Source organism: Pseudoalteromonas xiamenensis (genome assembly GCF_017638925.1).
GTDB lineage: Bacteria > Pseudomonadota > Gammaproteobacteria > Enterobacterales > Alteromonadaceae > Pseudoalteromonas > Pseudoalteromonas xiamenensis.
On record NZ_CP072133.1, the window covers coordinates 2657930 to 2679713 of the forward strand.

The 21784-nt window shown below is 44.6% G+C and carries 19 protein-coding genes and 2 pseudogenes; 13 read left to right on the forward strand and 8 right to left on the reverse strand.

The window, feature by feature from the left end; translation table 11 throughout:
- Nucleotides 1-46 precede the first annotated feature (46 nt).
- From J5O05_RS12765 to rsmD, 3 genes are all read right to left on the reverse strand, one after another.
- A complete protein-coding gene (locus J5O05_RS12765; RefSeq protein ID WP_208842355.1) occupies nt 47-493 on the reverse strand; it encodes a GatB/YqeY domain-containing protein in 447 nt (148 codons plus the stop codon).
- A gap of 20 nt (nt 494-513) precedes the next feature.
- Complete coding sequence (rpsU, locus tag J5O05_RS12770) at nt 514-729, reverse strand: 30S ribosomal protein S21 (protein ID WP_208842356.1); 216 nt, start codon at nt 727-729, stop codon at nt 514-516.
- Nucleotides 730-881: 152 nt separating this feature from the next.
- Entirely contained in the window at nt 882-1463 is a 582-nt protein-coding gene (rsmD, locus tag J5O05_RS12775) for a 16S rRNA (guanine(966)-N(2))-methyltransferase RsmD (RefSeq protein WP_208842357.1), read from the reverse strand.
- A gap of 416 nt (nt 1464-1879) precedes the next feature.
- Here rsmD and ftsY point away from each other — a divergent pair.
- From ftsY to rpoH, 4 genes and pseudogenes are all read left to right on the forward strand, one after another.
- Nucleotides 1880-3900, forward strand: a pseudogene (gene ftsY / locus J5O05_RS12780) (signal recognition particle-docking protein FtsY); the annotation flags it as partial.
- A 139-nt stretch (nt 3901-4039) separates the two neighbouring features.
- The gene (ftsE, locus tag J5O05_RS12785; RefSeq protein WP_208842358.1) at nt 4040-4717 is read left to right on the forward strand and encodes a cell division ATP-binding protein FtsE; all 678 of its coding nucleotides are present in this window, start codon (nt 4040-4042) and stop codon (nt 4715-4717) included.
- The gene (gene ftsX, locus J5O05_RS12790; protein ID WP_208842359.1) at nt 4714-5700 is read left to right on the forward strand and encodes a permease-like cell division protein FtsX; all 987 of its coding nucleotides are present in this window, start codon (nt 4714-4716) and stop codon (nt 5698-5700) included. The genes ftsE and ftsX overlap by 4 nt, the downstream gene beginning before the upstream one ends.
- A gap of 493 nt (nt 5701-6193) precedes the next feature.
- Nucleotides 6194-7060 carry an RNA polymerase sigma factor RpoH gene (gene rpoH, locus J5O05_RS12795; RefSeq protein ID WP_208842360.1) on the forward strand — a complete coding sequence of 289 codons (867 nt, stop codon included), beginning with the start codon at nt 6194-6196 and terminating at the stop codon, nt 7058-7060.
- A gap of 111 nt (nt 7061-7171) precedes the next feature.
- Here the strand turns inward: rpoH and ispB are convergent, their stop codons facing one another.
- Nucleotides 7172-8143, reverse strand: coding sequence for an octaprenyl diphosphate synthase (ispB, locus tag J5O05_RS12800; protein WP_208842361.1), 972 nt, complete (start codon nt 8141-8143; stop codon nt 7172-7174).
- A gap of 366 nt (nt 8144-8509) precedes the next feature.
- On the opposite strand from ispB, the gene rplU reads away from it, so the two are divergent.
- The 7 genes from rplU to glsB all read left to right on the forward strand — a co-directional run bounded on the left by rplU (nt 8510) and on the right by glsB (nt 13177).
- A complete protein-coding gene (gene rplU, locus J5O05_RS12805) occupies nt 8510-8821 on the forward strand; it encodes a 50S ribosomal protein L21 (RefSeq protein WP_208842362.1) in 312 nt (103 codons plus the stop codon).
- Between the two features lie 19 nt (nt 8822-8840).
- A complete protein-coding gene (rpmA, locus tag J5O05_RS12810) occupies nt 8841-9098 on the forward strand; it encodes a 50S ribosomal protein L27 (RefSeq protein ID WP_005490996.1) in 258 nt (85 codons plus the stop codon).
- Nucleotides 9099-9386: 288 nt separating this feature from the next.
- A complete protein-coding gene (cgtA, locus tag J5O05_RS12815) occupies nt 9387-10547 on the forward strand; it encodes an Obg family GTPase CgtA (RefSeq protein ID WP_208842363.1) in 1161 nt (386 codons plus the stop codon).
- Between the two features lie 61 nt (nt 10548-10608).
- Nucleotides 10609-11100: a type 3 dihydrofolate reductase gene (folA, locus tag J5O05_RS12820; RefSeq protein WP_208842364.1), complete on the forward strand. Its 492-nt coding sequence runs from the start codon at nt 10609-10611 to the stop codon at nt 11098-11100.
- A 77-nt stretch (nt 11101-11177) separates the two neighbouring features.
- On the forward strand, nt 11178-11552 hold the full coding sequence (locus J5O05_RS12825) for a DUF3718 domain-containing protein (protein ID WP_208842365.1): 375 nt from the start codon (nt 11178-11180) through the stop codon (nt 11550-11552).
- Between the two features lie 294 nt (nt 11553-11846).
- A complete protein-coding gene (hpf, locus tag J5O05_RS12830; protein ID WP_208842366.1) occupies nt 11847-12155 on the forward strand; it encodes a ribosome hibernation-promoting factor, HPF/YfiA family in 309 nt (102 codons plus the stop codon).
- A gap of 104 nt (nt 12156-12259) precedes the next feature.
- Nucleotides 12260-13177, forward strand: coding sequence for a glutaminase B (gene glsB, locus J5O05_RS12835; RefSeq protein ID WP_244369605.1), 918 nt, complete (start codon nt 12260-12262; stop codon nt 13175-13177).
- Nucleotides 13178-13231: 54 nt separating this feature from the next.
- Here the strand turns inward: glsB and J5O05_RS12840 are convergent, their stop codons facing one another.
- Nucleotides 13232-14533, reverse strand: a complete 1302-nt coding sequence (locus tag J5O05_RS12840) for an inosine/guanosine kinase (protein WP_208842368.1) — start codon at nt 14531-14533, stop codon at nt 13232-13234.
- Between the two features lie 160 nt (nt 14534-14693).
- On the opposite strand from J5O05_RS12840, the gene tadA reads away from it, so the two are divergent.
- Nucleotides 14694-15185 carry a tRNA adenosine(34) deaminase TadA gene (tadA, locus tag J5O05_RS12845; RefSeq protein WP_377101543.1) on the forward strand — a complete coding sequence of 164 codons (492 nt, stop codon included), beginning with the start codon at nt 14694-14696 and terminating at the stop codon, nt 15183-15185.
- Here the strand turns inward: tadA and J5O05_RS12850 are convergent.
- Entirely contained in the window at nt 15176-15334 is a 159-nt protein-coding gene (locus J5O05_RS12850) for a hypothetical protein (protein WP_208842369.1), read from the reverse strand. The genes tadA and J5O05_RS12850 overlap by 10 nt on opposite strands.
- Nucleotides 15335-15876: 542 nt before the next feature.
- Between J5O05_RS12850 and purL the strand changes: the two genes are divergently transcribed.
- On the forward strand, nt 15877-19761 hold the full coding sequence (gene purL, locus J5O05_RS12855; RefSeq protein ID WP_208842370.1) for a phosphoribosylformylglycinamidine synthase: 3885 nt from the start codon (nt 15877-15879) through the stop codon (nt 19759-19761).
- 101 nt (nt 19762-19862) lie between these two features.
- Here the strand turns inward: purL and J5O05_RS12860 are convergent, their stop codons facing one another.
- The gene (locus tag J5O05_RS12860; RefSeq protein WP_208842371.1) at nt 19863-20405 is read right to left on the reverse strand and encodes a DUF1415 domain-containing protein; all 543 of its coding nucleotides are present in this window, start codon (nt 20403-20405) and stop codon (nt 19863-19865) included.
- Nucleotides 20402-21674: pseudogene (gene waaA, locus J5O05_RS12865) on the reverse strand (lipid IV(A) 3-deoxy-D-manno-octulosonic acid transferase). Before waaA ends, J5O05_RS12860 begins: the two are co-directional and overlap by 4 nt.
- Nucleotides 21675-21784: the final 110 nt, after the last annotated feature.

Consider the following 21784-nt stretch of genomic DNA (forward strand, 5'->3'; position numbering starts at 1 on the left):
ACCGAGCATAGTGCTCGGTCTTCATATTCGCTTGGGCGGGAAGTCTTTATGCTGTTAGCTTTTGCTTAATTAGAGCAGAAACTACAGCCATATCAGCGCGGCCTTCGGCTTTGCTTTTAATAACTCCCATTACTTTACCCATGTCTTGCATACCTGATGCACCAAGCTCTGTAATCGTACTTTCGACAAGCGCGGCTACTTCAGCTTCTGTAAGAGGTTGTGGCAAGAATGTTTCAAGCGCTTCGATTTCACTTGCTTCTTTATCAGCTAAATCGTCACGGCCTGCGTCCTTAAACTGAGTGTAAGAATCGCGACGCTGCTTTACCAGCTTTACGATAACGGCAGTAACAACGGCATCGTCTATCGTAATTTGTTCGTCAATTTCACGCTGCTTAACGGCAGCAAGTACTGAACGAATCGCGCCAAGACGAATTTTGTCTTTGGCTTTCATGGCGTCTTTTTGGGCTGACTTTAACTGTTCTTGAAGGCTCATTGAAACCAAACCAAACTCGACTAGTAAAGTTTAACGCGACGTGCGTTTTCGCGAGAAAGCTTTTTCATGTGACGCTTAACTGCAGCAGCTTTCTTACGCTTACGCTCAGTTGTTGGCTTCTCATAGTGTTCGCGGCTACGAACTTCAGCAAGGATACCTGCTTTTTCACATGAACGCTTAAAACGACGTAGTGCAACGTCAAACGGCTCGTTTTCTCTTACTTTAATAACTGGCATTAAAAATTCACCTACCTAATTAATGAGCTTTCGCTCAGGCTGATCATCAAATGATCATATGGTTCAAAAATGGTGCGGTATTGTAATCTGACACTACAGCACTTGTAAAGCTTAAATTATAGCTAATAATTTGAGTTCAGAAAACTAGGTAATTACTCTCGTAAAAACAGGCGATAGGCCACTTGCCCCGCCTTTTTTTCTTTATAAAGTCGCCAGTTTTCCGGCACATTTAACTCTAGTTCTTGCTCAACTTCAATATAGATGATGGCTTCTTTAGCAAGCCAACCATTAGTCTCTAGTTGTGTACAAATTTTCGCCGCCAGGGCTTTTCGAAAAGGCGGGTCAACAAACACTATGTCATACTGTTGGGTCGCTTGAGTTTGCGTTGTGGTAAGCGCATCTGATTGCAAAACGCGTGCATTTGTTGCTTTTACTGCCGCCATGTTCGCTTCTATTTGCTGTGCAGCGCTTTTGTCTCGCTCAATAAAGGTAACTGTTGCAGCAAACCGCGATAATGCCTCAAAACCAAGGCCGCCAGAACCCGCAAAGCAATCCAATACAGTTGCATCTCGAACGTCTTGCATCAGCCAGTTGAACAGGGTTTCTTTCACACGATCTGTTGTAGGTCTTAACCCCTCAACGTCTTTGACCGGTAGTTTTCGGCCGCGATACTTGCCACCAATGATGCGGATAAACCCATTTTTTGAGCTGGCTGAAGGCGTATTTTTTCTCATGTTATTCTCGTCAGATTTTATAGTGCAAGGCGAAATCCAAGTCTCGTTCAAGGCATTGATAAAATTATGAACGAACCGCTTACCGTCATTTTTAAGCAAGTTAAAGCGTGGTACACTCTGAACCAAATGTATTTTACGCGTTTTGCTTTATGTATTTCCTCCAACTTATATAAAGCAAAGTAGTTGGAGAGGATCTGTCGGTGGTGTTATCGATGATGCACTAATGCGACAAATTGATTCTTTTCAGTTTACCAGATTTCAATATGCGGTAATTAAGGTTTATGGGAAAAACGAATAAAATTTTATCTTGGTTTGGTTTTGGCAAAAAGGCAGAGCAAGAAAAGGCTGCGGTAGAAGAGGCTGCGCGTTTAGAAGCTGAACGTCAAGAAGCGGAAGAGGCTACGCGTGTAGAAGCTGAACGCCAAGCAGCAGAAGAAGCGGCACGTTTAGAGGCCGAACGCCAAGCAGCTGAAGAAGCCGCGCGTGCAGACTCAGAACGTCAAGCGGCGGACGAAGCTGAACGCCAAGCGGCAGCAGAAGCGGCGCGTGTAGAAGCAGAACGTCAGGCCGCGGAAGAAGCCGCGCGTGTAGAAGCTGAACGCCAGGCCGCAGAAGAAGCTGAGCGTCAGGCGGCAGAAGACGCAGCGCGTGTAGAAGCTGAGCGTCAGGCGGCAGAAGACGCAGCGCGTGTAGAAGCTGAGCGTCAGGCGGCAGAAGACGCAGCGCGTGTAGAAGCAGAACGTCAGGCCGCAGAAGACGCAGCCGCGTGTAGAAGCTGAGCGTCAGGCCGCAGAAGAAGCGGCGCGTGTAGAAGCTGAACGCCAAGCAACAGAAGAGGCTGCGCGTGTAGAAGCTGAACGCCAAGCTGCGGAAGAAGCGGCGCGTGTAGAAGCTGAACGCCAAGCAACTGAAGAGGCTGCGCGTGTAGAAGCAGAACGTCAGGCCGCAGAAGAGGTTGCGCGTGTAGAAGCAGAACGTCAGGCGGCAGAAGACGCGACGCGTGTAGAAGCAGAACGTCAAGCGGCGGAAGACGCGGCGCGTGTAGAAGCTGAACGCCAAGCTGCGGAAGAGGCGGCGCGTGCAGAATCAGAACGTCAAGCGGCGGAAGAAGCGGCGCGTGTAGAAGCAGAACGTCAAGCGGCGGAAGAAGCGGCGCGTGTAGAAGCAGAACGTCAGGCGGCGGAAGAAGCGGCGCGTGTAGAAGCAGAGCGTCAGGCAGCGGAAGAGGCTGCGCGTGTAGAAGCTGAACGCCAAGCTGCGGAAGAGGCTGCGCGTGTAGAAGCTGAACGCCAAGCAGCGGAAGAAGCGGCGCGTGCAGAGGCAGAACGTCAGGCCGCAGAAGAGGCTGCACGTTTAGAAACTGAACGTCAGGCCGCAGAAGAAGCTGCACGTTTAGAGGCCGAACGTCAAGCGGCGGAAGAAGCGGCGCGTGCAGAAGCTGAGCGTCAGGCCGCAGAAGAAGCGGCGCGTGTAGAAGCTGAGCGTAAGGCCGCAGCAGAAGCAGCACAGCCAAAGAAAGGTTTTTTCTCTCGTCTAAAAGAGAGTTTGGTAAAGACAAAGGTTAATATCGGGTCGGGGTTTGCGTCTTTATTTAAGGGCAAGAAGATCGATGATGAGTTATTTGAAGAGCCTCGAAACTCAACTTTTGACGGCAGACCTTGGGGTAGACACAACGATGAAGTTGATTGATACCCTAACTGACGTAGCAGATCGTAAACAGCTAAAAGATGGTGATGCGCTTTACGAGTTACTTAAACAAGAAATGGCTAATATGCTGAAGTCTGCTGAGCAGCCTTTGGACATTCCTGACACCAAAAAACCATTTGTTATTTTAATGGTTGGCGTAAATGGGGTTGGTAAAACAACGACGATCGGTAAACTGGCTAAGCAATTCCAAGCACAAGGCAAGAGTGTCATGTTGGCGGCGGGTGATACGTTCCGTGCGGCAGCTGTTGAACAGTTACAAGTTTGGGGTGAACGCAATAACATTCAAGTTGTTGCCCAACATACGGGAGCTGACAGTGCTTCAGTTGTTTTTGATGCATTCCAAGCTGCGCAAGCGCGTAACATTGATGTTTTAATTGCCGACACGGCCGGTCGTTTGCAAAACAAAGATAACCTTATGCAAGAACTAGAGAAAATTGCTCGTGTGATGAAAAAGATTGACCCTGATGCCCCACATGAAGTCATGTTAACGATCGATGCAGGAACGGGCCAAAATGCAATTAGCCAGGTTAACCTCTTTAATAAAGCTGTTGGTTTAACCGGCATTACGTTGACTAAGCTTGACGGCACAGCGAAAGGGGGAGTTATTTTTGCAGTTGCAGATAAATTCCAGATCCCTATTCGTTATATCGGGGTTGGTGAGGGCATTGATGACTTGCGAGCATTCAATAGTCACGATTTTATTGAAGCATTGTTCAGTCAAGAAGATTAGAAAACAACACTTAAAGAGGCCTTATTGGCCTCTTGCCATAACAGCCTTTAAAGTGGGGATTAATGAGGGCGCTTTGAGCGAATGTCAAAAGTTCGAGTTAGTTTACGGATAAAGGAAATTAGAAGAATAAGGCGAGAGGATGATTAAGTTTCAACAGGTAAGTAAGACCTTTCCCGGTGGACACAAAGCGCTGCAAAAGGTGAGCTTTGAATTAGCCAAAGGCGAGTTGGCGTTTTTGACAGGTCACAGTGGAGCGGGGAAAAGCACCTTGCTCAAACTCATCAGTGTGATGGAGCGTCCTTCAGCGGGTCAGGTATATATTAATGGCGTTGATCTCAACTCGATTAGTAACAAGGACATTCCGTACGTGCGCCGTGACATTGGGATTATCTTTCAAAACCATCGTTTGCTTGACCGTTACACTGTGTTTGATAACGTTGCATTGCCCCTGATTATTGAAGGTGCGCATCATGGCGACGTCACTAAACGTGTTCACGCAGCTTTAGACAAAGTCGGATTACTCGATAAAGTGAAGTGTTATCCTCAAACGTTATCGGGTGGTGAACAGCAACGAGTTGGAATTGCACGCGCGATTGTCACATCCCCGCCTTTGCTACTAGCGGACGAACCAACGGGTAACTTAGATCCAGAATTGTCCATGGAAATCTTGAATCTGTTTGAAGAGTTTAACAGTCATGGGACGTCTGTACTTATCGCAACACATGATTTAGGTCTTATCGCGCGTATGAAATATCGCTCATTGACGTTATCACATGGTCGCCTGCTTCAAGACCCGTTAGCGGAGGCATTACAATGAGTTTATTGTTTAAAGGGCGACAAGTATCCTACGAACGAAAGCGCAGTTCTATAATCGCCCGTGTTTATTTCTTTATTTTGATGATTATTCGTCAAGGCGTGCAAAGTTTAGGTGAAATGTGGCGAACACCTTTAGCATCCATCATGACAATTTGTGTATTGGGGCTAAGTTTAACCCTACCGTCGACCTTGTACTTAATTGTTAAAAATGTACAACAGGTAAGAAGCGGCTTCCAAGATGCGGCAGAAATCTCACTGTTTGTTAAACAGGAAATGAGTGAACAGCAAACGCAATCACTTGTGAAAAGGTTAGCACTCTATCCTGAAATTGAAAAAGTAACCTTTATCAGTAAAACGCAAGCATTGGATGAATTCAAAAGTTTGTCTGGGTTCGGCAATGCTTTGGATTATTTAGATGAAAATCCTTTGCCTGAAGTCGTATTAGTTACGCCGACAAGCCGTCATCGTAACGCGGATGCCGCGAAAGCGCTGTTGGAAAAATTGACTGCAGAGCGTGAAGTCGAGTTTGGTAAGTTAGATATTGAATGGCTTGAGCGATTGAATGCGTTACTTAGTTTATTACGTGAAAGCGTAATTACGATAGCGATACTACTGCTGACTTCGGTGACACTCATTATTGGTAATACAATCCGCTTATCAATTATGGACAAAAAAGCCGAGATTCAGGTGATGAAACTGGTTGGTGCTACGAATAGCTTTATCCACACTCCTTTTTTGTGGACGGGGATTTGGTATGGTGTGATAGGCGGTTTTATCGCGTTTATTTGTTTAACTTTGATGATGTGGTGGCTTGAATCCGCAGTACATCGTGTAGCAGGGGTATATCAAACAGATTTTGTGATGACAGGTTTAAGTGGCAGCGAATTCGGTATTTTGCTGTCAATGGCCATTGAACTCGGATTCTTTGGGTCCTTCCTGTCAGTGAATCGCTATATAAAGGAAATAGAGCCCGATAAAGTCTAACTCAACGACACCGCAGGCACAGGGCAGCAAAATGGCTAGTTGGATTGTTAGCGCTGCCCGTCATTAAGTCATTTGAAATGTAAGAGTGCTAAATCAACCTTTATGACGATTCTTCTGTGGCGCTGGTCGTTTTTAGCTTCAAAAGCAGCACTCCGTCTAAGGTCACAACCTCAATCTCTGATAAATCGCTAAAAACTCAATCGGTTGCGCACTGTTGTTGTACTTTATGCAGTATTTCAAGTGGCAGATTTAGCACTTTTCAGCGTAAGTTCATACCCTATTTAGCACTCTTTAGTCTCATGATTGTCACATTGTTGTCTTAAACTGAATGCTGTATTAATGTTTTTTCTTATTATTTATCAGTGGTTTGTAACTTGTTGCATCTAAGGGTAAAAAAACTTGCATAGCACAGCGATCCACGTTATAAATTGTTTTAGCACTCTCAAGGGGAGAGTGCTAAAGTTTAACGTGAAATTTGTCACTGAGGTGAAAAATGGGTAACGATTTATATGCAATGGCACTTACAACTGGACAGCAAAGCGCGAGTTTAGAAGGCTACGTACATGCGGTTAGCACTATTCCAATGCTCGATGCTGAAAAAGAGAAAGCGCTAGCCACTCGCCTTCACGAAGAAGGGGATTTGGATGCAGCTAAACAGCTTATCATGTCTCATCTCAGATTTGTGGTGCATATCGCTAAAAGCTATTCTGGCTACGGCCTGCCACAAGCTGACTTAATTCAAGAAGGTAACATCGGCCTGATGAAAGCAGTGAAACGCTTCAACCCAGAAGTCGGTGTTCGCTTGGTTTCTTTCGCGGTACATTGGATTAAAGCTGAAATCCATGAGTACGTATTGAAAAATTGGCGCATCGTTAAAGTTGCTACAACCAAAGCGCGACGTAAATTGTTCTTCAACTTACGTAAAAACAAAAAGCGTCTAGGTTGGTTCAACCAAGAAGAAGTGACTACCGTTGCTAATGAACTGGGTGTGAGTGAGCGCGAAGTACGTGAAATGGAATCGCGTATGAGTGGTCAGGACATGGGGTTTGACCTTACGTCTGATGAAGATGAAGGCAGCTCAACAAGTGGTGCATTCTCTCCAGTACAATACCTTACCGATGGTAACGGTGATTTAGCTGATGCAGTAGAAGAAGAGCAATGGCAAGAACAGTCTCACAACCGTTTGTTCTCTGCACTTAAAACACTTGATGAACGTTCGCAAGACATTATTGCGGCACGTTGGTTAGATGATAACAAAGCGACGCTACAAGAACTTGCAGAGAAATATCAAGTTTCGGCTGAGCGAGTTCGCCAGCTAGAGAAAACCGCGATGAAAAAGTTACAGCAAGCAATGGTGTAACAACCATTTAGCGGAATTCGCATCGTATTAATACAAAAAAGCCCAATCAATGATTGGGCTTTTTTGTGTCTAATGCTGTAGTTGTTCAGCTCGACTGTCGACTAATCTTTTTTAACGGTCGCGATGAACAGCAATGTTTGCGAGTGAAATTAGCGCCTCTTTGTATGGCGATGCATCTAACACACTTAGGCAAGCAATTGCCTTGTCAGCCTCTTGCTGAGCTTTCTCCATGGTAAATTCGAGAGCTTTTGTCTGAGAGAGTGTTTCTAGGATCTCATCAATATAATCTAAACCATCCGCGTGTTCGATAGCATGACGGATTTGCGCTACTTGCGCCTCGTTACCATGTTTCATCGCATATAGAAGCGGCAACGTTGGTTTGCCTTCAGCTAGGTCATCACCGACGTTTTTACCCATTGCTTTTGCATCAGCGCTGTAATCCAGTACGTCGTCAACAAGTTGGAATGCTGTGCCTAGGTGCATACCATACAATTTCATCGCTTCTTGGCACTGTGCGTCTTTATCTAAAATGATGGCGGGCAATAAAGTTGCAGCTTCAAAGAGTTTTGCTGTCTTACTGTAAATAACCTGCATGTAGCTGGCTTCAGTCGTATCTGGGTCATTGCAATTCATTAGCTGTAGTACTTCGCCTTCAGCAATAATATTTGTAGCGTCAGCTAAAATGCGCATGACTTCCATGTTATTCAGACCAACCATTAATTGGAAAGAACGAGTATAGATAAAGTCGCCCACTAGAACACTTGCCGCGTTACCGAACTCTGCATTTGCAGTTGGCTCACCTCGACGAAGTAACGATTCATCAACGACATCGTCATGCAAAAGTGTGGCAGTGTGAATGAATTCAATAATGGTTGCGAGTGTTACGTGCTTCTCACCTTCATAACCTAGCGCTTTAGCAGCTAAAAGCGCGAGCATTGGGCGTACGCGTTTGCCACCACTATTTATGATGTACAAACCAAGTTGGCTGACTAGTGCCACATCGGAGCGCATTTGCGCATGGATTAATTGATCGACGCTTTTCATATCGTTATTTATTAGCGTCTGGATAGCTTTAATATCCATTTCTCTCCAAGCCATGTGAGTGAGATAAACGCCGCGATTGTACTACAAAAATTACATTGTCTCGAGATTTTGTCGGGTTGGAGTAAAAAAAAGCATGAAGACGTTCTTTTTTGCTCAATTCCTAAGCAGAAATGGACCTCATCTAGGCAATTTTACAAATGTGACAATTCGATGTAAAAAGCGCTTGGCATAAGGCGAAAAATCGCTACAATAGCAAAAAAATTTTATCCGCCCTCACTCGAATTATTTTTTATTCGTTTTTTGTCCAAAATGGACTTGCGCATAGGGTCGCATTAGCGTAAACTTCGCGCCCTATTGAAGAATATTTAGTTGCGTCGATTTGAGGGCGCACAGACGGAGTTAATTATGTACGCGGTTTTCCAAAGTGGTGGTAAACAGCACCGTGTGACTGAAGGTCAAACAATTCGTCTAGAGAAGCTAGACGTTGAGACTGGTGCGGCAGTTGAATTCGATTCAGTACTTCTAATTGCTGATGGCGAAAAAATCGAGATCGGTGCACCGTTCGTTAACGGTGGTAAAGTGACAGCTGAGGTTGTTTCACACGGTCGTGGTGAGAAAATTAAGATCGTTAAATTTAGACGTCGTAAGCATTCTCGCAAGCAAATGGGCCACCGTCAGTGGTTCACTGAAGTTAAAATCACTGGCATTAGCGCTTAATATTTAGAGGTACAGAAAGATGGCACATAAAAAGGCAGCTGGTAGTACTCGTAACGGTCGTGATTCAGAAAGCAAACGCTTAGGTGTTAAGCGTTTCGGTGGCGAATCAGTATTAGCGGGTAACATTATCGTTCGTCAACGTGGTACTAAATTCCACGCTGGTACTAACGCTTCAATCGGTCGTGACCACACTATCTTCGCAACTGCAGATGGCAAAGTTGTGTTTGAGCAAAAAGGTCCACTTAACCGTAAATACGTTAGCATCGTTGCTGAGTAATCGGTAAAGAATTAGAAAAACCCCGCTTAGGCGGGGTTTTTTGTTTTTATGGGGTAGTAAGACCAATTCCAAAAGATAGCACCTGTTGTTCAGCGGATTGGCACGAATCGAAAGTAATGTTGGTGCTTTGGGCAATTGGCAATGTCATGAATAAGCAAATCTGCTGCGAATATTGAGCAAATTCGCATTATGTCTCGGTGCAATCCCCAAATCATTGTTATAATACCCCAATATTAGTACCAAACTTGGTTTGGTCTGAAACCTCAAGCGAGTCAAAAGAGAGTAAGCATGAAGTTTGTCGATGAAGTTGAAATTCGTGTAGAAGCCGGTGATGGCGGCAATGGTGTCGTATCATTCCGACGCGAAAAGTTCGTTCCGGATGGCGGTCCTGATGGTGGTGACGGCGGTGATGGCGGTAGCGTATTTTTGCAAGCCGACGAAAACCTGAATACTCTAATTGACTACCAGTTTGAGCGTTTTCATTTTGCTGAACGTGGTACAAATGGTGCGTCTCGTAACTGTACTGGTAAAAAAGGGAATGATCTTATCCTTCGTGTACCGGTTGGAACTCGTATTACTGACGTCGACACCGACGAAGTCATTGGTGACTTAACGGCGAATGGTCAAAAACTTATCGTTGCAAAAGGCGGTTGGCATGGTTTAGGAAACACTCGTTTTAAATCGAGTACAAACCGTGCGCCTCGTCAAAAAACAATGGGTACAAAAGGTGAAGTACGTGGACTTCGTCTAGAGCTATTATTGCTTGCCGACGTAGGTTTACTTGGTTTGCCAAATGCGGGTAAATCAACGTTTATCCGTAGTGTGTCAGCAGCAAAACCAAAAGTAGCCGATTATCCGTTTACAACACTAGTGCCAAATTTAGGCGTTGTTCGTGCAGATGCTAACAAGTCATTTGTCGTTGCGGATATTCCAGGCCTAATTGAAGGCGCGTCGGATGGTGCTGGTCTTGGTATTCGTTTCTTAAGACACCTTGAGCGTTGCCGTGTACTACTTCACATAGTTGACGTTATGCCTGTGGATGGCAGCGATCCTGTTGAAAACGCATTTGCGATTATCAATGAATTACATCAATACAGCCCTAAACTAGCTGAAAAGCCTCGCTGGTTGGTACTTAACAAAATCGATTTGTTACTTGAAGAAGAGCAAGACGAAATTTGTGGGCGTATTGCCGAAGAGCTTGGTGAAGAAACTAACGTTTACCGAATTTCTGCCGCGAATAAATTGAATACGCAACAGTTGTGTTACGATATTATGGCTCTGCTAGATTCTATGCCTAGAGACAAATTTGCCGAAGAAGAAAAATCTGAGGAAGTTGAGTTCAAGTGGGATACATACCACAAAGAGGCGACTCGTCATAATGATAATGACGACGATTGGGATGATTGGGACGACGACGATTACGACGTTGAAGTCATCTACGAACGCTAAGAGAATAGGGCCTAATTGGCCCTTTTTTATTTTCAAAATTTAGAACGATAAAGAGGTTTACGTGATAATTTCAATGATTGCAGCGATGGCAAACAATCGAGTGATTGGGTTAGATAACCAAATGCCTTGGCATCTTCCTGCGGATCTCGCGCATTTTAAGCGTGTTACGATGAGTAAGCCTGTGATCATGGGACGCAAAACATTCGAATCAATAGGTCGTCCTTTGCCCGGTCGTCAGAATATTGTGATTACGCGTGACGAGAATTACAGCGCCTTGGGAATTGATGTTGTGACGTCACCTGACGCAGCAATCGAACTGGTTAAAGAGGCAGAAGAAGTCATGATTATTGGTGGCGGTCATATATACCAAACCTTTTTACCTAGTGCGGAAAAGCTTTATCTCACCTTTATCGACCTTGATGTAGAGGGGGATACACAGTTCCCTGATTACGAATCTGTCGCGAAATGGCAACAAGTGTGTACCGAAAATTATCAGTCAGATGATAAAAACCCGTATAATTATCAATTCGTAACGTTACATAAAAAACTATGAGTTGTTGCTAACATTTGCATTGAAAGCTATAATATTTGGAGTACTTCTATACGAACAAAGTATTAAAAGGGTCCTCTATGAAATTATCTACCGTGCTTGTATCAGCGTCTTTATGCCTAGCGTCTGTTACATTTTCTCACCAAGCGAAAGCAAATGATCAATTAGCATTGTCTTTGTGTGAATATGTTGCAGCAAACGACAAAGGCCGTTTGAGAGACACGTTGAAAGATGCAAAGGTAAAATTACGTGCAGTGTACGACGCAGTTGTTTGTAATGGTAACAACCTCGTTCGTCATGCTATCGCAAGCAATGCAACGGATGCTGGTGAATTTGTAGTTAAGAATCTACCAAAAAGCGCGCTAGAGGACGGTGCAGATATCGCTTGGGCAGAAGGCAATGGCCACGGTGGTTCAGCGCTTATCGCTGTTATCAAAGAGCGTGCAGGCCTTTAAGCCGTAGGCTAACGAATTACTGAAAACCCGCTTTGAGCGGGTTTTTTATTTTTTAATAAATGACCACTTACTTTCTGCTTAATGGTCTTTAAACTTAATGAGCCAATTCACTTTATCTTCCGTCCTTGTTCCATCGTCGAGAGCAAATAGTCATTAGCGAAAAATAGAATTAGAGATTTTATGGCCAAAATCAAAGATTCATCAAATCGACAAAAAAATATCTTATTTCTCCCTTGAGGTTTGCAGAAATGCCCTCAATACTAATATTGAAAACAGCAAAAAAAGGGAGTCGCTATGAAAATTAATGTTTCTGGTCATCATGTAGATATCACAGACGCAATTAGAAAACATTTCGATGAGAAGTTTGCAAAGATAGCGAGTCATTATCCTTCGTTACTGACGTTGGACGTGATCGTCAGTAAAGATCACAATCATTTTTATACCGAAATAAATGCGAATTACATTGGTGTACATCTTTCAGTGAAAGGAGAAGATGAAGTGATGTACCCGTCTATCGCCAACGCGGCGAAAAAATTAGATGCGGCGCTACGCCACCGTAAAGGCCAAATTAAGGCTAACAAACACGAAAAAATTACGGGCTAACCCTAAAAGTTAAATTGTTTATGTTAAGAGCCTTCGAGGCTCTTTTTTCGTTTAGGGAGTATGCGGTAGACTGCAACAAATCCAGAAAAGTCGGAAAACGAGCCTTGCACGATTTTCAAGCCCTATTAAATCAAGTTGAACAACATAGCCGTCCCTTCGTCGGAAAGGGAAAGGTGGCAGATTACATTCCAGCTTTAGCTGAAGTTAACCCGCTGCAGTTTGCAATAGCGGTCGTTACAACGGATGGTCAAATTTATACTGCCGGTAACTGCGAATCTCGCTTCACGATTCAGTCTGTTTCCAAAGTCATGACCTTAACTTTAGCGTTGCAACGGTATGAAGAAGCGCTTTGGCGACGAGTTGGCAAAGAACCGTCAGGCACGGCGTTCAATTCATTGACTCAGCTTGAATTTGAAAAAGGTATACCGCGTAATCCATTTATTAATGCCGGCGCGATAGTAACCTGTGATGCGCTCTACTCGCGCTTATCTGCGCCCATCCATAGTATGTTGGAAGCATTTCGTGCTCAAAGTGACAACCCTCGCGTTATCATCGACAAGAAAGTGGCCAATTCTGAGTATGAACATCGGCATCGTAATGCCGCTATGGCGCATCTTATGAAGTCATTTGGTAACTTTGATAATCAGGTCGATGATGTACTCAAAGCGTACTTTCACTACTGCGCAATTGAATTAAACGTTGTGGAGCTTGCCAAGGCGTATAGCTATTTATCAAATGCGGGTTATTGCCAGTTTTCCAATCAGCAACTCTTGACTGCTCGACAAACCAAACAATTGAATTCACTACTTTTTACAAGTGGGCTATATGACGCAGCTGGGGATTTCGCCTATAGAGTGGGGATGCCTGGAAAATCAGGAGTTTCCGGCACAATCATTGCGGTTGTGCCTGGGAAGTTTACCGTTGCGGTCTATTCGCCGGGATTGGACAAAGTGGGTAATTCTGTCGCGGGAATTGAGGCATTAGCTAAGCTTTCAGAGATGATAGAGTTTAATGCGTTCTAATGTTCGGGTGATTTTTTAGCGAGAAGCAAAAAGGCGCAAGATGCGCCTTTTCTATTAGTCCCAATACGCTTGTTCTAGCGAGTCTTCCCGCTCAGGAAGTCCGCGCGACAAACGAGGAGAGTGTTGTACAAGGACTTCATAGCTGGCACGGTTTGCGTATTTGCTGATCTGCGCCAGAGACGAATACGTAAAGGCATTTTGCTCATGCTTAGCCGAGTTTGGTACATTTAACTTGTGATATACATTTGCTGATAAGTCGTGTAACACGGCAGCAAGGGCGCAGTCACCGGCACCGTTGGTGTTTTTAATCGCGTCAGGCCCACCCATGTATGGAGCCGAATGCGTGTACATACGGATGGGATTTTCACATTCTGATTTACGCATAGCACGAGAATATTCATAGCGGTTGAATTCAGAGATTGCACCAGGAAGTAATGGATGCTCTGTTTCTCGTTTAAACGATTCTTCAACGTAACCTGCCATAAACATACCGCGAGCACCCGCTGTACAAATGACAAGATCAACCCAATCGAGAGCTTTATCTGCGGCAAGAAGTGGATCACTAAATCCGGTGATTGCTTCACCTTCTTCTTCGTTCATCGCTAAAATATCAACGTACTTTTCTACAAACTCAGCCCACCAAGTTGGGTCTTGTTCAATCAAAAACTTAGTACCCAGCGTCAAAACCACGGGAACACCAGCTTCATTGGCGTATTGAACGGCTTGCATTGTTGCTTCAGTCATTGTCTCATCACCTTGTGTACGCATTAAATACGCACTGATGAGTAGCGCTGATGAATTTTGAACTAGTGCCTTATCAATCGATTCAGGGCGCAAGTAATTCATTAAGCCAGCGCTTATGGCAAACGTACGTTCTCCAGTGTCATCGATTAAGGTAAAACAACGGCCAATAGGGCCATCAACAGGTTGGAGATAGTTCAAATCAACACGACTTGAAGTGTTACAAAGAAAACGATAAGCGTAACTACCGATATTGATGTTTTCACTCATTACACCGAGTAACACAGAACGATCGTCCGCGAGTACGGAGTAGTTATGTAAGGTGTTACCAATCGTGCCACCGGCAAATTCGTATTCAACTAACTTATCACGCTTTAAGCGATCGTAGAGCGCGTTGGTGATAGTGCTGTCGATAACTTGAGACATGCCTCGTTTTAATTGAAACTCGTCCAAAAAGGCTTGGTCAACTTTAGCTTCTATATCCACGACGATCTGGTCGATACCACAGATGTAGTTGTGAGTTAATCGATCGCTCGAGTGAAACTGGCTAATAAGTGGATCTTTGTCTTCCACTGGAAAATAGTGTTTATGCCTGCGGCGGCCAGGAAATTTCATCTTATGCCCGTGTGTAGTGTGTGCCAAGAATAAAAAAAGCGGCGAATTATAGCCCAAAGCATAAAAGCGAAGCCACGCCATTTTGTCTAATTTTAGCAATAATCCACATATCAGGCGGAACTTGTTATAATTGCGAGTAAAAATATCAGGAAAAAATAGCATGATGACACCCTCTGATGAGCATTGGATGCGCATGGCACTCGAATTTGCAGACAAAGCTTGGCAGCAAGGTGAAATTCCAGTCGGAGCGGTCCTTGTAAAAGACAACGAGTTTGTTGCCGCGGGTTGGAATCAGTCCATTAGTTTGCATGATCCTTCCGCGCATGCCGAAATGATGGCAATTCGCGAAGCCGGCAAGGTATTGGAGAACTATCGATTAGTTGACTGTACGCTCTATGTCACCCTTGAACCGTGTTCAATGTGTGCGGGATTGTTGGTGCATAGTCGGATACAACGTGTTGTCTACGGCGCCTGCGACGCTAAAACAGGGTCCGCTGGTTCTATTATGAATTTATTACAAGAACCTCGATTGAATCATCAAGTCGATATTACAAGAGGGGTGTTGGCGGAGGCTTGCTCTGAAAAAATATCTGCGTTTTTTAAAGCGAGAAGAGCAGAGAAAAAGGCCCTAAAACAGGCGGCTCAAGATTGAGCCGCGCAGCTGTCTAGTAACATCATCGCGTACTGACTACGACGGTGTAAAATTTTCTTGTGGATGTTTTTAAGCGTAATACGGCGACGATTTGGCGAAGCATTACGAATATTTCGTTTAAAACGTGTAGTTCGACGTCTATTTAACATCAGAACCTCCTTTTGTGAGAGTAACTATTCCTAGAGATTAGACCGCATAATGTTGCATTAGTTTGACAAGGCGGGTTGAAACTTGATTTCTAGTAACATGTAAATAGGATTGAAAAGCGGGTTTGCAGTTCAAAGTTAAAGGCTCGCGCGCGTTTTATCACAACGAACAAAACCTCAAATTTTCCTCGATACTAGCCGTTTTTTCACCTAACGCCTAGCATTTTTGAACGTATAAACGCCGAATTTGGATTAATCCCTATCTGTTCTAAATATTGTAGTGAATGGATGAAATTTCAAGCTGTCACCTTTTACAGTCCTCGAAAATGAAGACAAAACCCCTTTTTCATTTGGTTATTGAAAAGACAGAGTTGATTTGAAATTCAATTGCTTAATCTATAATTTTCGGTTGATATTGAGAACAGCGGCATTTTGTCCTTCAATTTTTCTCGGAATTGACATTTTTGTGTTAAATCCAGACGCCAATTCGACTATAATAGCGACCCTAAATATCGTTCAATCCCTAACCCCGGATGAAAATACCTATGTTAATCTTACGTGGTGCGCCAGCACTTTCTGAGTTTAAAGTTCAAAAGATCCTCGAAAAATGTCAAGCAGCTAATTTACCAGTAACAGGTGTGTACGCTGAGTTTATGCATTTTGCCGATCTCACCGAATCATTGACAGAGGCCGAATTAGACAAGCTACAAAAGCTGTTAAAGTACGGACCAACCATTCCTGAGCACGAGCCAACTGGTGCGTTGATCCTGGTGACTCCACGTTTAGGTACTATTTCTCCTTGGGCATCAAAAGCAACTGACATTGCAATAAACTGTGGCCTAACTAAAGTACACCGCGTTGAACGTGGTATTGCGTATTACGTTGAAGGTGCGCTGAATGAAGCGCAATTAAGCGATGTGGCGAAACTGGTACACGATCGCATGACCGAATCGACGCATGCAACATTAGAAGCGGCAGGTCAGTTATTCCGTGTTGAAACGCCACGTCCAATGTCATCAGTGGATATTCTTAGTGGTGGTCGTGATGCACTTGCAAAGGCGAACGTAGAGCAAGGTTTTGCCTTAGCTGACGACGAAATTGATTACCTTGTTGAGAGCTTCCAAAAATTAGGTCGTAACCCAAACGACATTGAACTGTTTATGTTCGCACAAGCTAACTCTGAACATTGTCGTCATAAAATCTTCAATGCCGATTGGACAATCGATGGTGTTGAACAGTCGAAGTCGCTGTTCAAAATGATCAAAAATACGTACGAAACCCACAGTGAAAATGTGTTGTCGGCCTACAAAGACAATGCTGCTGTAATGACTGGCTCAAAAGCGGGTCGTTTCTTCCCGAATGCGCAAGGCGAGTACGATTATCATCACGAAGATATTCACATCCTAATGAAAGTGGAAACCCACAACCACCCAACAGCGATTGCACCATTCTCAGGTGCTTCAACGGGGTCTGGTGGTGAGATCCGTGATGAAGGTGCGACTGGTCGTGGTTCAAAACCAAAAGCAGGTCTTGTCGGTTTCACTGTTTCTAACTTACGTATTCCGGGTTTTGAGCAACCATGGGAAAGCGATTTTGGCAAGCCTGGTCGTATCGTTAGCGCATTAGATATTATGGTTGAAGGTCCACTTGGTGGCGCTGCGTTTAACAACGAATTTGGACGTCCTAACTTATTAGGCTACTTCCGTACGTACGAAGAAAAAGTAAATAGCCACAACGGTGAAGAAGTACGTGGCTACCACAAGCCAATCATGATTGCAGGTGGCCTAGGTAACATTCGTGAAGATCACGTACAAAAAGGCTCAATCCCGGTTGGTGCAAAGCTTATCGTGCTTGGTGGACCTGCCATGAACATCGGTCTGGGCGGCGGTGCGGCATCATCGATGGCGTCAGGTCAGTCCAACGAAGATTTAGATTTTGCGTCAGTACAACGTGAAAACCCAGAAATGGAACGTCGTTGTCAGGAAGTGATCGACAAATGTTGGCAGCTTGGTGATGCAAACCCAATCGCGTTTATTCACGACGTGGGCGCGGGCGGCATTTCAAATGCATTCCCTGAATTGGTGAATGATGGTGGCCGAGGTGGTAAGTTTGAACTTCGTAACGTTCCAAATGACGAGCCAGGCATGGCACCACATGAAATTTGGTGTAACGAATCACAAGAGCGTTATGTATTGGCGGTTGCTGCGGAAGATTTCGCTCGTTTTGAAGCGATTTGTAAACGTGAACGTGCTCAATATGCCGTCATTGGTGAAGCAACAGAAGAACGTCATTTGACGGTTTCAGACAGTCACTTCGACAACAATCCTGTGGATTTACCACTAGACGTGCTTTTGGGTAAGCCACCGAAAATGCACCGTGATGTAAAATCACAACAAGCAACAGGTCAGGCGTTAAACACGTCAGCGATTGAATTGAAAGACGCTGCTGAACGTTTACTTCGTCTACCGACGATTGCAGAAAAAACTTTCCTTATCACTATCGGTGACCGCACGGTAACCGGTCTTGTGGCTCGCGATCAAATGGTGGGTCCTTGGCAGGTGCCAGTAGCAAACTGTGCCGTAACCGCAGCCTCGTTTGATACCTATCATGGCGAAGCTATGTCTATGGGCGAACGTACTCCCGCAGCACTGTTAAATTACGGTGCATCAGCGCGTCTAGCGGTCGGTGAAGCGTTAACCAACATCGCTTGTGCGAATATTGGTGGTTTGGAAAACATCAAGCTATCAGCAAACTGGATGGCGGCTGCAGGTCACCCAGGTGAAGATGCGGGTCTTTATGAGGCAGTAAAAGCCGTTGGCGAAGAATTATGTCCTGCACTAGGTCTTACGATCCCAGTTGGAAAAGACTCGATGTCGATGAAGACGAAGTGGGACGAAAACGGTGAAGAGAAAGCCGTTACCGCGCCGCTTTCACTCATCATTACAGCGTTTGGTCGTGTAGACGATGTGCGCAAGACAGTGACGCCACAACTTCGTACCGATAAAGGCGAGACGAGTCTGCTGCTTGTGGATTTAGGTGCGGGCCAAAACCGTTTAGGTGCATCGTGTCTCGCGCAGGTTTATAAGCAGTTAGGTGATAAGACGCCAGATGTGGATAGCCCTGAGTTATTGAAAGGTTTCTACAACGCAATGCAAACGCTTGTATCAGAAGACAAGCTACTGGCTTACCACGACCGTTCAGACGGTGGTTTATTTACTACTGTTGCGGAAATGGCGTTTGCTGGCCATACCGGTGTGAGCGTAGAGCTGGATGCATTGACAGGTTCAGATATCGAGGTGCTGTTTAATGAAGAACTCGGTGCGGTAGTTCAAGTTCGACAAAGCGACTTGGATGCTGTTAAAGCAATCTTAGCGGCAAATGGCCTTGCGAATGTGTCTCACGTTATTGGTACACTAAATAACGAAGACAACGTCACCTTTGCACGTAATGGCGATACTATTCTTGCCGATACACGTACAGCGTTACGCACTATTTGGGCAGAAACCACTTACCAAATGCAAGCAATGCGCGATAATCCGGAATGCGCGAAGCAAGAGTTCGAAGCAAAATTTGATGCAAAAGACCCAGGTCTAAACGTCAAACTGAGCTTTGATCTTAATGAAGATATTGCGGCTCCATACATTGCAACGGGTGCCAAACCGCGTATGGCAATCTTACGTGAGCAGGGTGTTAACTCACATCTAGAAATGGCCGTCGCGTTCAATCGTGCAGGTTTTGCGGCAATCGATGTTCACATGAGTGATATTCTAGAAGGTCGTATCACACTGGATCAATTTAAAGGTTTAGTCGCCTGTGGTGGTTTCTCCTACGGTGACGTACTGGGCGCTGGCGAAGGTTGGGCAAAATCAATTCTGTTTAACGACATGGCTCGTGACCAATTCCAGTCGTTCTTTGAGCGTCAAGATACGTTCAGCTTAGGGGTATGTAATGGTTGTCAAATGATGTCAACGTTACGTGAACTTATCCCGGGTACTGAGCATTGGCCTCGTTTTGTACAGAACAAATCAGCGCGATTTGAAGCTCGCTTCAGTTTGGTTGAAGTACAAGACAGTCCGTCGGTGTTCTTCCAAGGTATGGCAGGCTCGCGTATGCCAATTGCTGTATCACATGGTGAAGGTCATGCTGAATTCCGTAATAGCGCGACGGTTGAACATGCCCTTACAACTGGTACTGTCGCGGTTAAATTCGTTGATAACTTCGGCAATCCAACTGAAACTTACCCAGCGAACCCGAATAGCTCTCCTGCGGGTATTACAGGGATTACGTCAAATGATGGCCGTGCAACCGTAATGATGCCTCACCCTGAACGCGTTTTCCGTGCAGTTTCTAACTCATGGCATCCAGATGAATGGAAAGAAGATAGCCCGTGGATGCGAATGTTCCGTAACGCTCGTAAATACGTAGGCTAAGTTAACATCAAACAGTTAAAAGGCGCTCTTAGAGCGCCTTTTTTGTTTTTTAATGACCAGATTGCCTAAAGAATGAATTCGATTTTCCCTGTAAGGGGTATCTAGTGAGACTTACAGCTCGATAGAAGTTGTTGCCAAAAAGCTTCACCTTTGCGTCTAGCTAGGCGAATGTTATTTTCAGGAATTTGCTCAGAATCATCATACGTTGCAAGAGCTTGCGCCATGCTGTCTTCACGGATCAAATGCAGCGTAGGGTAAGGCGCGCGGTTTGTGTAATTGGCCGGATCGTTTTCATCACTGTCTGCAAAGACATAATCTGGATGAAAGTTTGCGATTTGGTATTTCCCTTCATAGCCTTGTGCGGCCAGTAAAGCGTTTGCTAAATCGACCAGATCCAGAAACGCATCAAAATCGTGAAAACCATTATTAAAAATCAACAGTGTAGTTTCGCGTTCCGGGTGACTATCAAGTGCGATACAACTTTCTATCATGGCGAGCACGGCATCTTCAATTGTCAAAGCGTCCGAAAGTTCATAATGGATCGTGTTGTTTTCAACTTCTTTGCGTGCAAATGGGCAAAAATTGTATTTTACGATGACGGAACTTACCCAGTTCTTCATTGCACTAATAGCATCTGAATTCATATATTGCGTCCTAAAGACTTATCGATTAAAGCTAACGTTTTATTAATCGCACCCTGATTATTCATTAATACTTGATGGGCATTGCGGCCCAGTTGCATACGCGCATCGTTGTCGTTAAAAAGCGTATGGAGCTGTTCAAACAGCGATTCGCTATCAAACACGGTGATAGCTGCCGATGCATTTATGAGTCTCAGGGTAGATATGAGCAAAATTATAGGTATGGGGTCCGGACAGGACACCAACGGAGAATGCAGCAGCTTCCAGTGGGTTGTGCCCACCTCGCTCAATTAAACTACCGCCGACATAGGCAACGTCTGAAGCGCCATACAGACATTTTAATTCACCTAGAGTGTCTGCAAGTAAAACTTGTGATTCTTCTAGTGATTGCATATTGCTGCGTCGTGTCATTCTGAATTGCTGAGTCGCAAGTAAAGATGCAACGGGTTCAAACTGTTCTGGATGCCTTGGGGCAATAATTAGTAGTGCAGTTGGGTATTGCTTCAACAACAGTTTATGCGCAGCGAGCACTTGCTCATGCTCTAAGGGATGAGTTGACCCAGCAACCCATACATAGCGGCCAGATAACAAAGACTTTAGTTGTCTAGCTTTAATCTGTTCTGGTTCAGATAGCTGAATGTCGAATTTAATCGAACCCGTAGCCCTAATTTTATCTTCTCGCAGCCCAAGCTTCATGAAACGGCTTGCATCTTGCTCATTATGACTCGCCAAATAGGTCACGGCGCGCATTAATACATTGGTGAGAGGTTGAACACGTTGATAACCTTTCATTGATTTTTCAGACAAGCGGGCATTGAGCACAAGTACAGGACAGTCATTTGCTTTCGCATGAGCGAAAAGATTTGGCCAAAGCTCTGTTTCCAGTACACAAAGTGCTTTAGGACGAAGCGTATTGATAAATCGTCGTGCTGTGAAATAAAAATCTAAGGGAAGATAAACACAGTTTACTGATTCTTGAAAAATCGCTTCAATTTGAGCACGGCCTGTGGGGGTGTTCGTGCTTACAATAATTTTATCGTTGGGGTGTTGTTGCTTATATTTTTTTATTAATGGTGCAGCCGCGAGTACTTCACCGACAGATGCGCAGTGAAACAGGAGAGCGTGTTTAGGCAGAGAACTTATACCGTATGCGAATCGCTCGTTAAAATGAATGCGGTATGCAGCTTGTTTTTTCCCTCTGAAAACCCATAAGTAGGTAATCAACACGGGAGCTAATAGCAGCAAAATGAATGAATAAATAAATCTAGCCATAATGCACCTGAATCGATGGAGTGCCTATTGTAACGGTCTACGTTTGGTACGCAAACTGACAATTGAATTAGTTACACTTTTAAACAGGGAATGTTCTGTTTCTCGTCATT

What these genes read in the sequence shown, in the direction of transcription:
- J5O05_RS12765 (WP_208842355.1), bottom strand. Translation starts at nt 493, where the DNA reads ATGAGCCTTCAAGAACAGTTAAAGTCAGCCCAAAAAGACGCCATGAAA.
- rpsU (WP_208842356.1), bottom strand. Translation starts at nt 729, where the DNA reads ATGCCAGTTATTAAAGTAAGAGAAAACGAGCCGTTTGACGTTGCACTA.
- rsmD (WP_208842357.1), bottom strand. Translation starts at nt 1,463, where the DNA reads ATGAGAAAAAATACGCCTTCAGCCAGCTCAAAAAATGGGTTTATCCGC.
- ftsE (WP_208842358.1), top strand. Translation starts at nt 4,040, where the DNA reads ATGATTAAGTTTCAACAGGTAAGTAAGACCTTTCCCGGTGGACACAAA.
- ftsX (WP_208842359.1), top strand. Translation starts at nt 4,714, where the DNA reads ATGAGTTTATTGTTTAAAGGGCGACAAGTATCCTACGAACGAAAGCGC.
- rpoH (WP_208842360.1), top strand. Translation starts at nt 6,194, where the DNA reads ATGGGTAACGATTTATATGCAATGGCACTTACAACTGGACAGCAAAGC.
- ispB (WP_208842361.1), bottom strand. Translation starts at nt 8,143, where the DNA reads ATGGATATTAAAGCTATCCAGACGCTAATAAATAACGATATGAAAAGC.
- rplU (WP_208842362.1), top strand. Translation starts at nt 8,510, where the DNA reads ATGTACGCGGTTTTCCAAAGTGGTGGTAAACAGCACCGTGTGACTGAA.
- rpmA (WP_005490996.1), top strand. Translation starts at nt 8,841, where the DNA reads ATGGCACATAAAAAGGCAGCTGGTAGTACTCGTAACGGTCGTGATTCA.
- cgtA (WP_208842363.1), top strand. Translation starts at nt 9,387, where the DNA reads ATGAAGTTTGTCGATGAAGTTGAAATTCGTGTAGAAGCCGGTGATGGC.
- J5O05_RS12825 (WP_208842365.1), top strand. Translation starts at nt 11,178, where the DNA reads ATGAAATTATCTACCGTGCTTGTATCAGCGTCTTTATGCCTAGCGTCT.
- hpf (WP_208842366.1), top strand. Translation starts at nt 11,847, where the DNA reads ATGAAAATTAATGTTTCTGGTCATCATGTAGATATCACAGACGCAATT.
- J5O05_RS12840 (WP_208842368.1), bottom strand. Translation starts at nt 14,533, where the DNA reads ATGAAATTTCCTGGCCGCCGCAGGCATAAACACTATTTTCCAGTGGAA.
- tadA (WP_377101543.1), top strand. Translation starts at nt 14,694, where the DNA reads ATGATGACACCCTCTGATGAGCATTGGATGCGCATGGCACTCGAATTT.
- J5O05_RS12850 (WP_208842369.1), bottom strand. Translation starts at nt 15,334, where the DNA reads ATGTTAAATAGACGTCGAACTACACGTTTTAAACGAAATATTCGTAAT.
- purL (WP_208842370.1), top strand. Translation starts at nt 15,877, where the DNA reads ATGTTAATCTTACGTGGTGCGCCAGCACTTTCTGAGTTTAAAGTTCAA.
- J5O05_RS12860 (WP_208842371.1), bottom strand. Translation starts at nt 20,405, where the DNA reads ATGAATTCAGATGCTATTAGTGCAATGAAGAACTGGGTAAGTTCCGTC.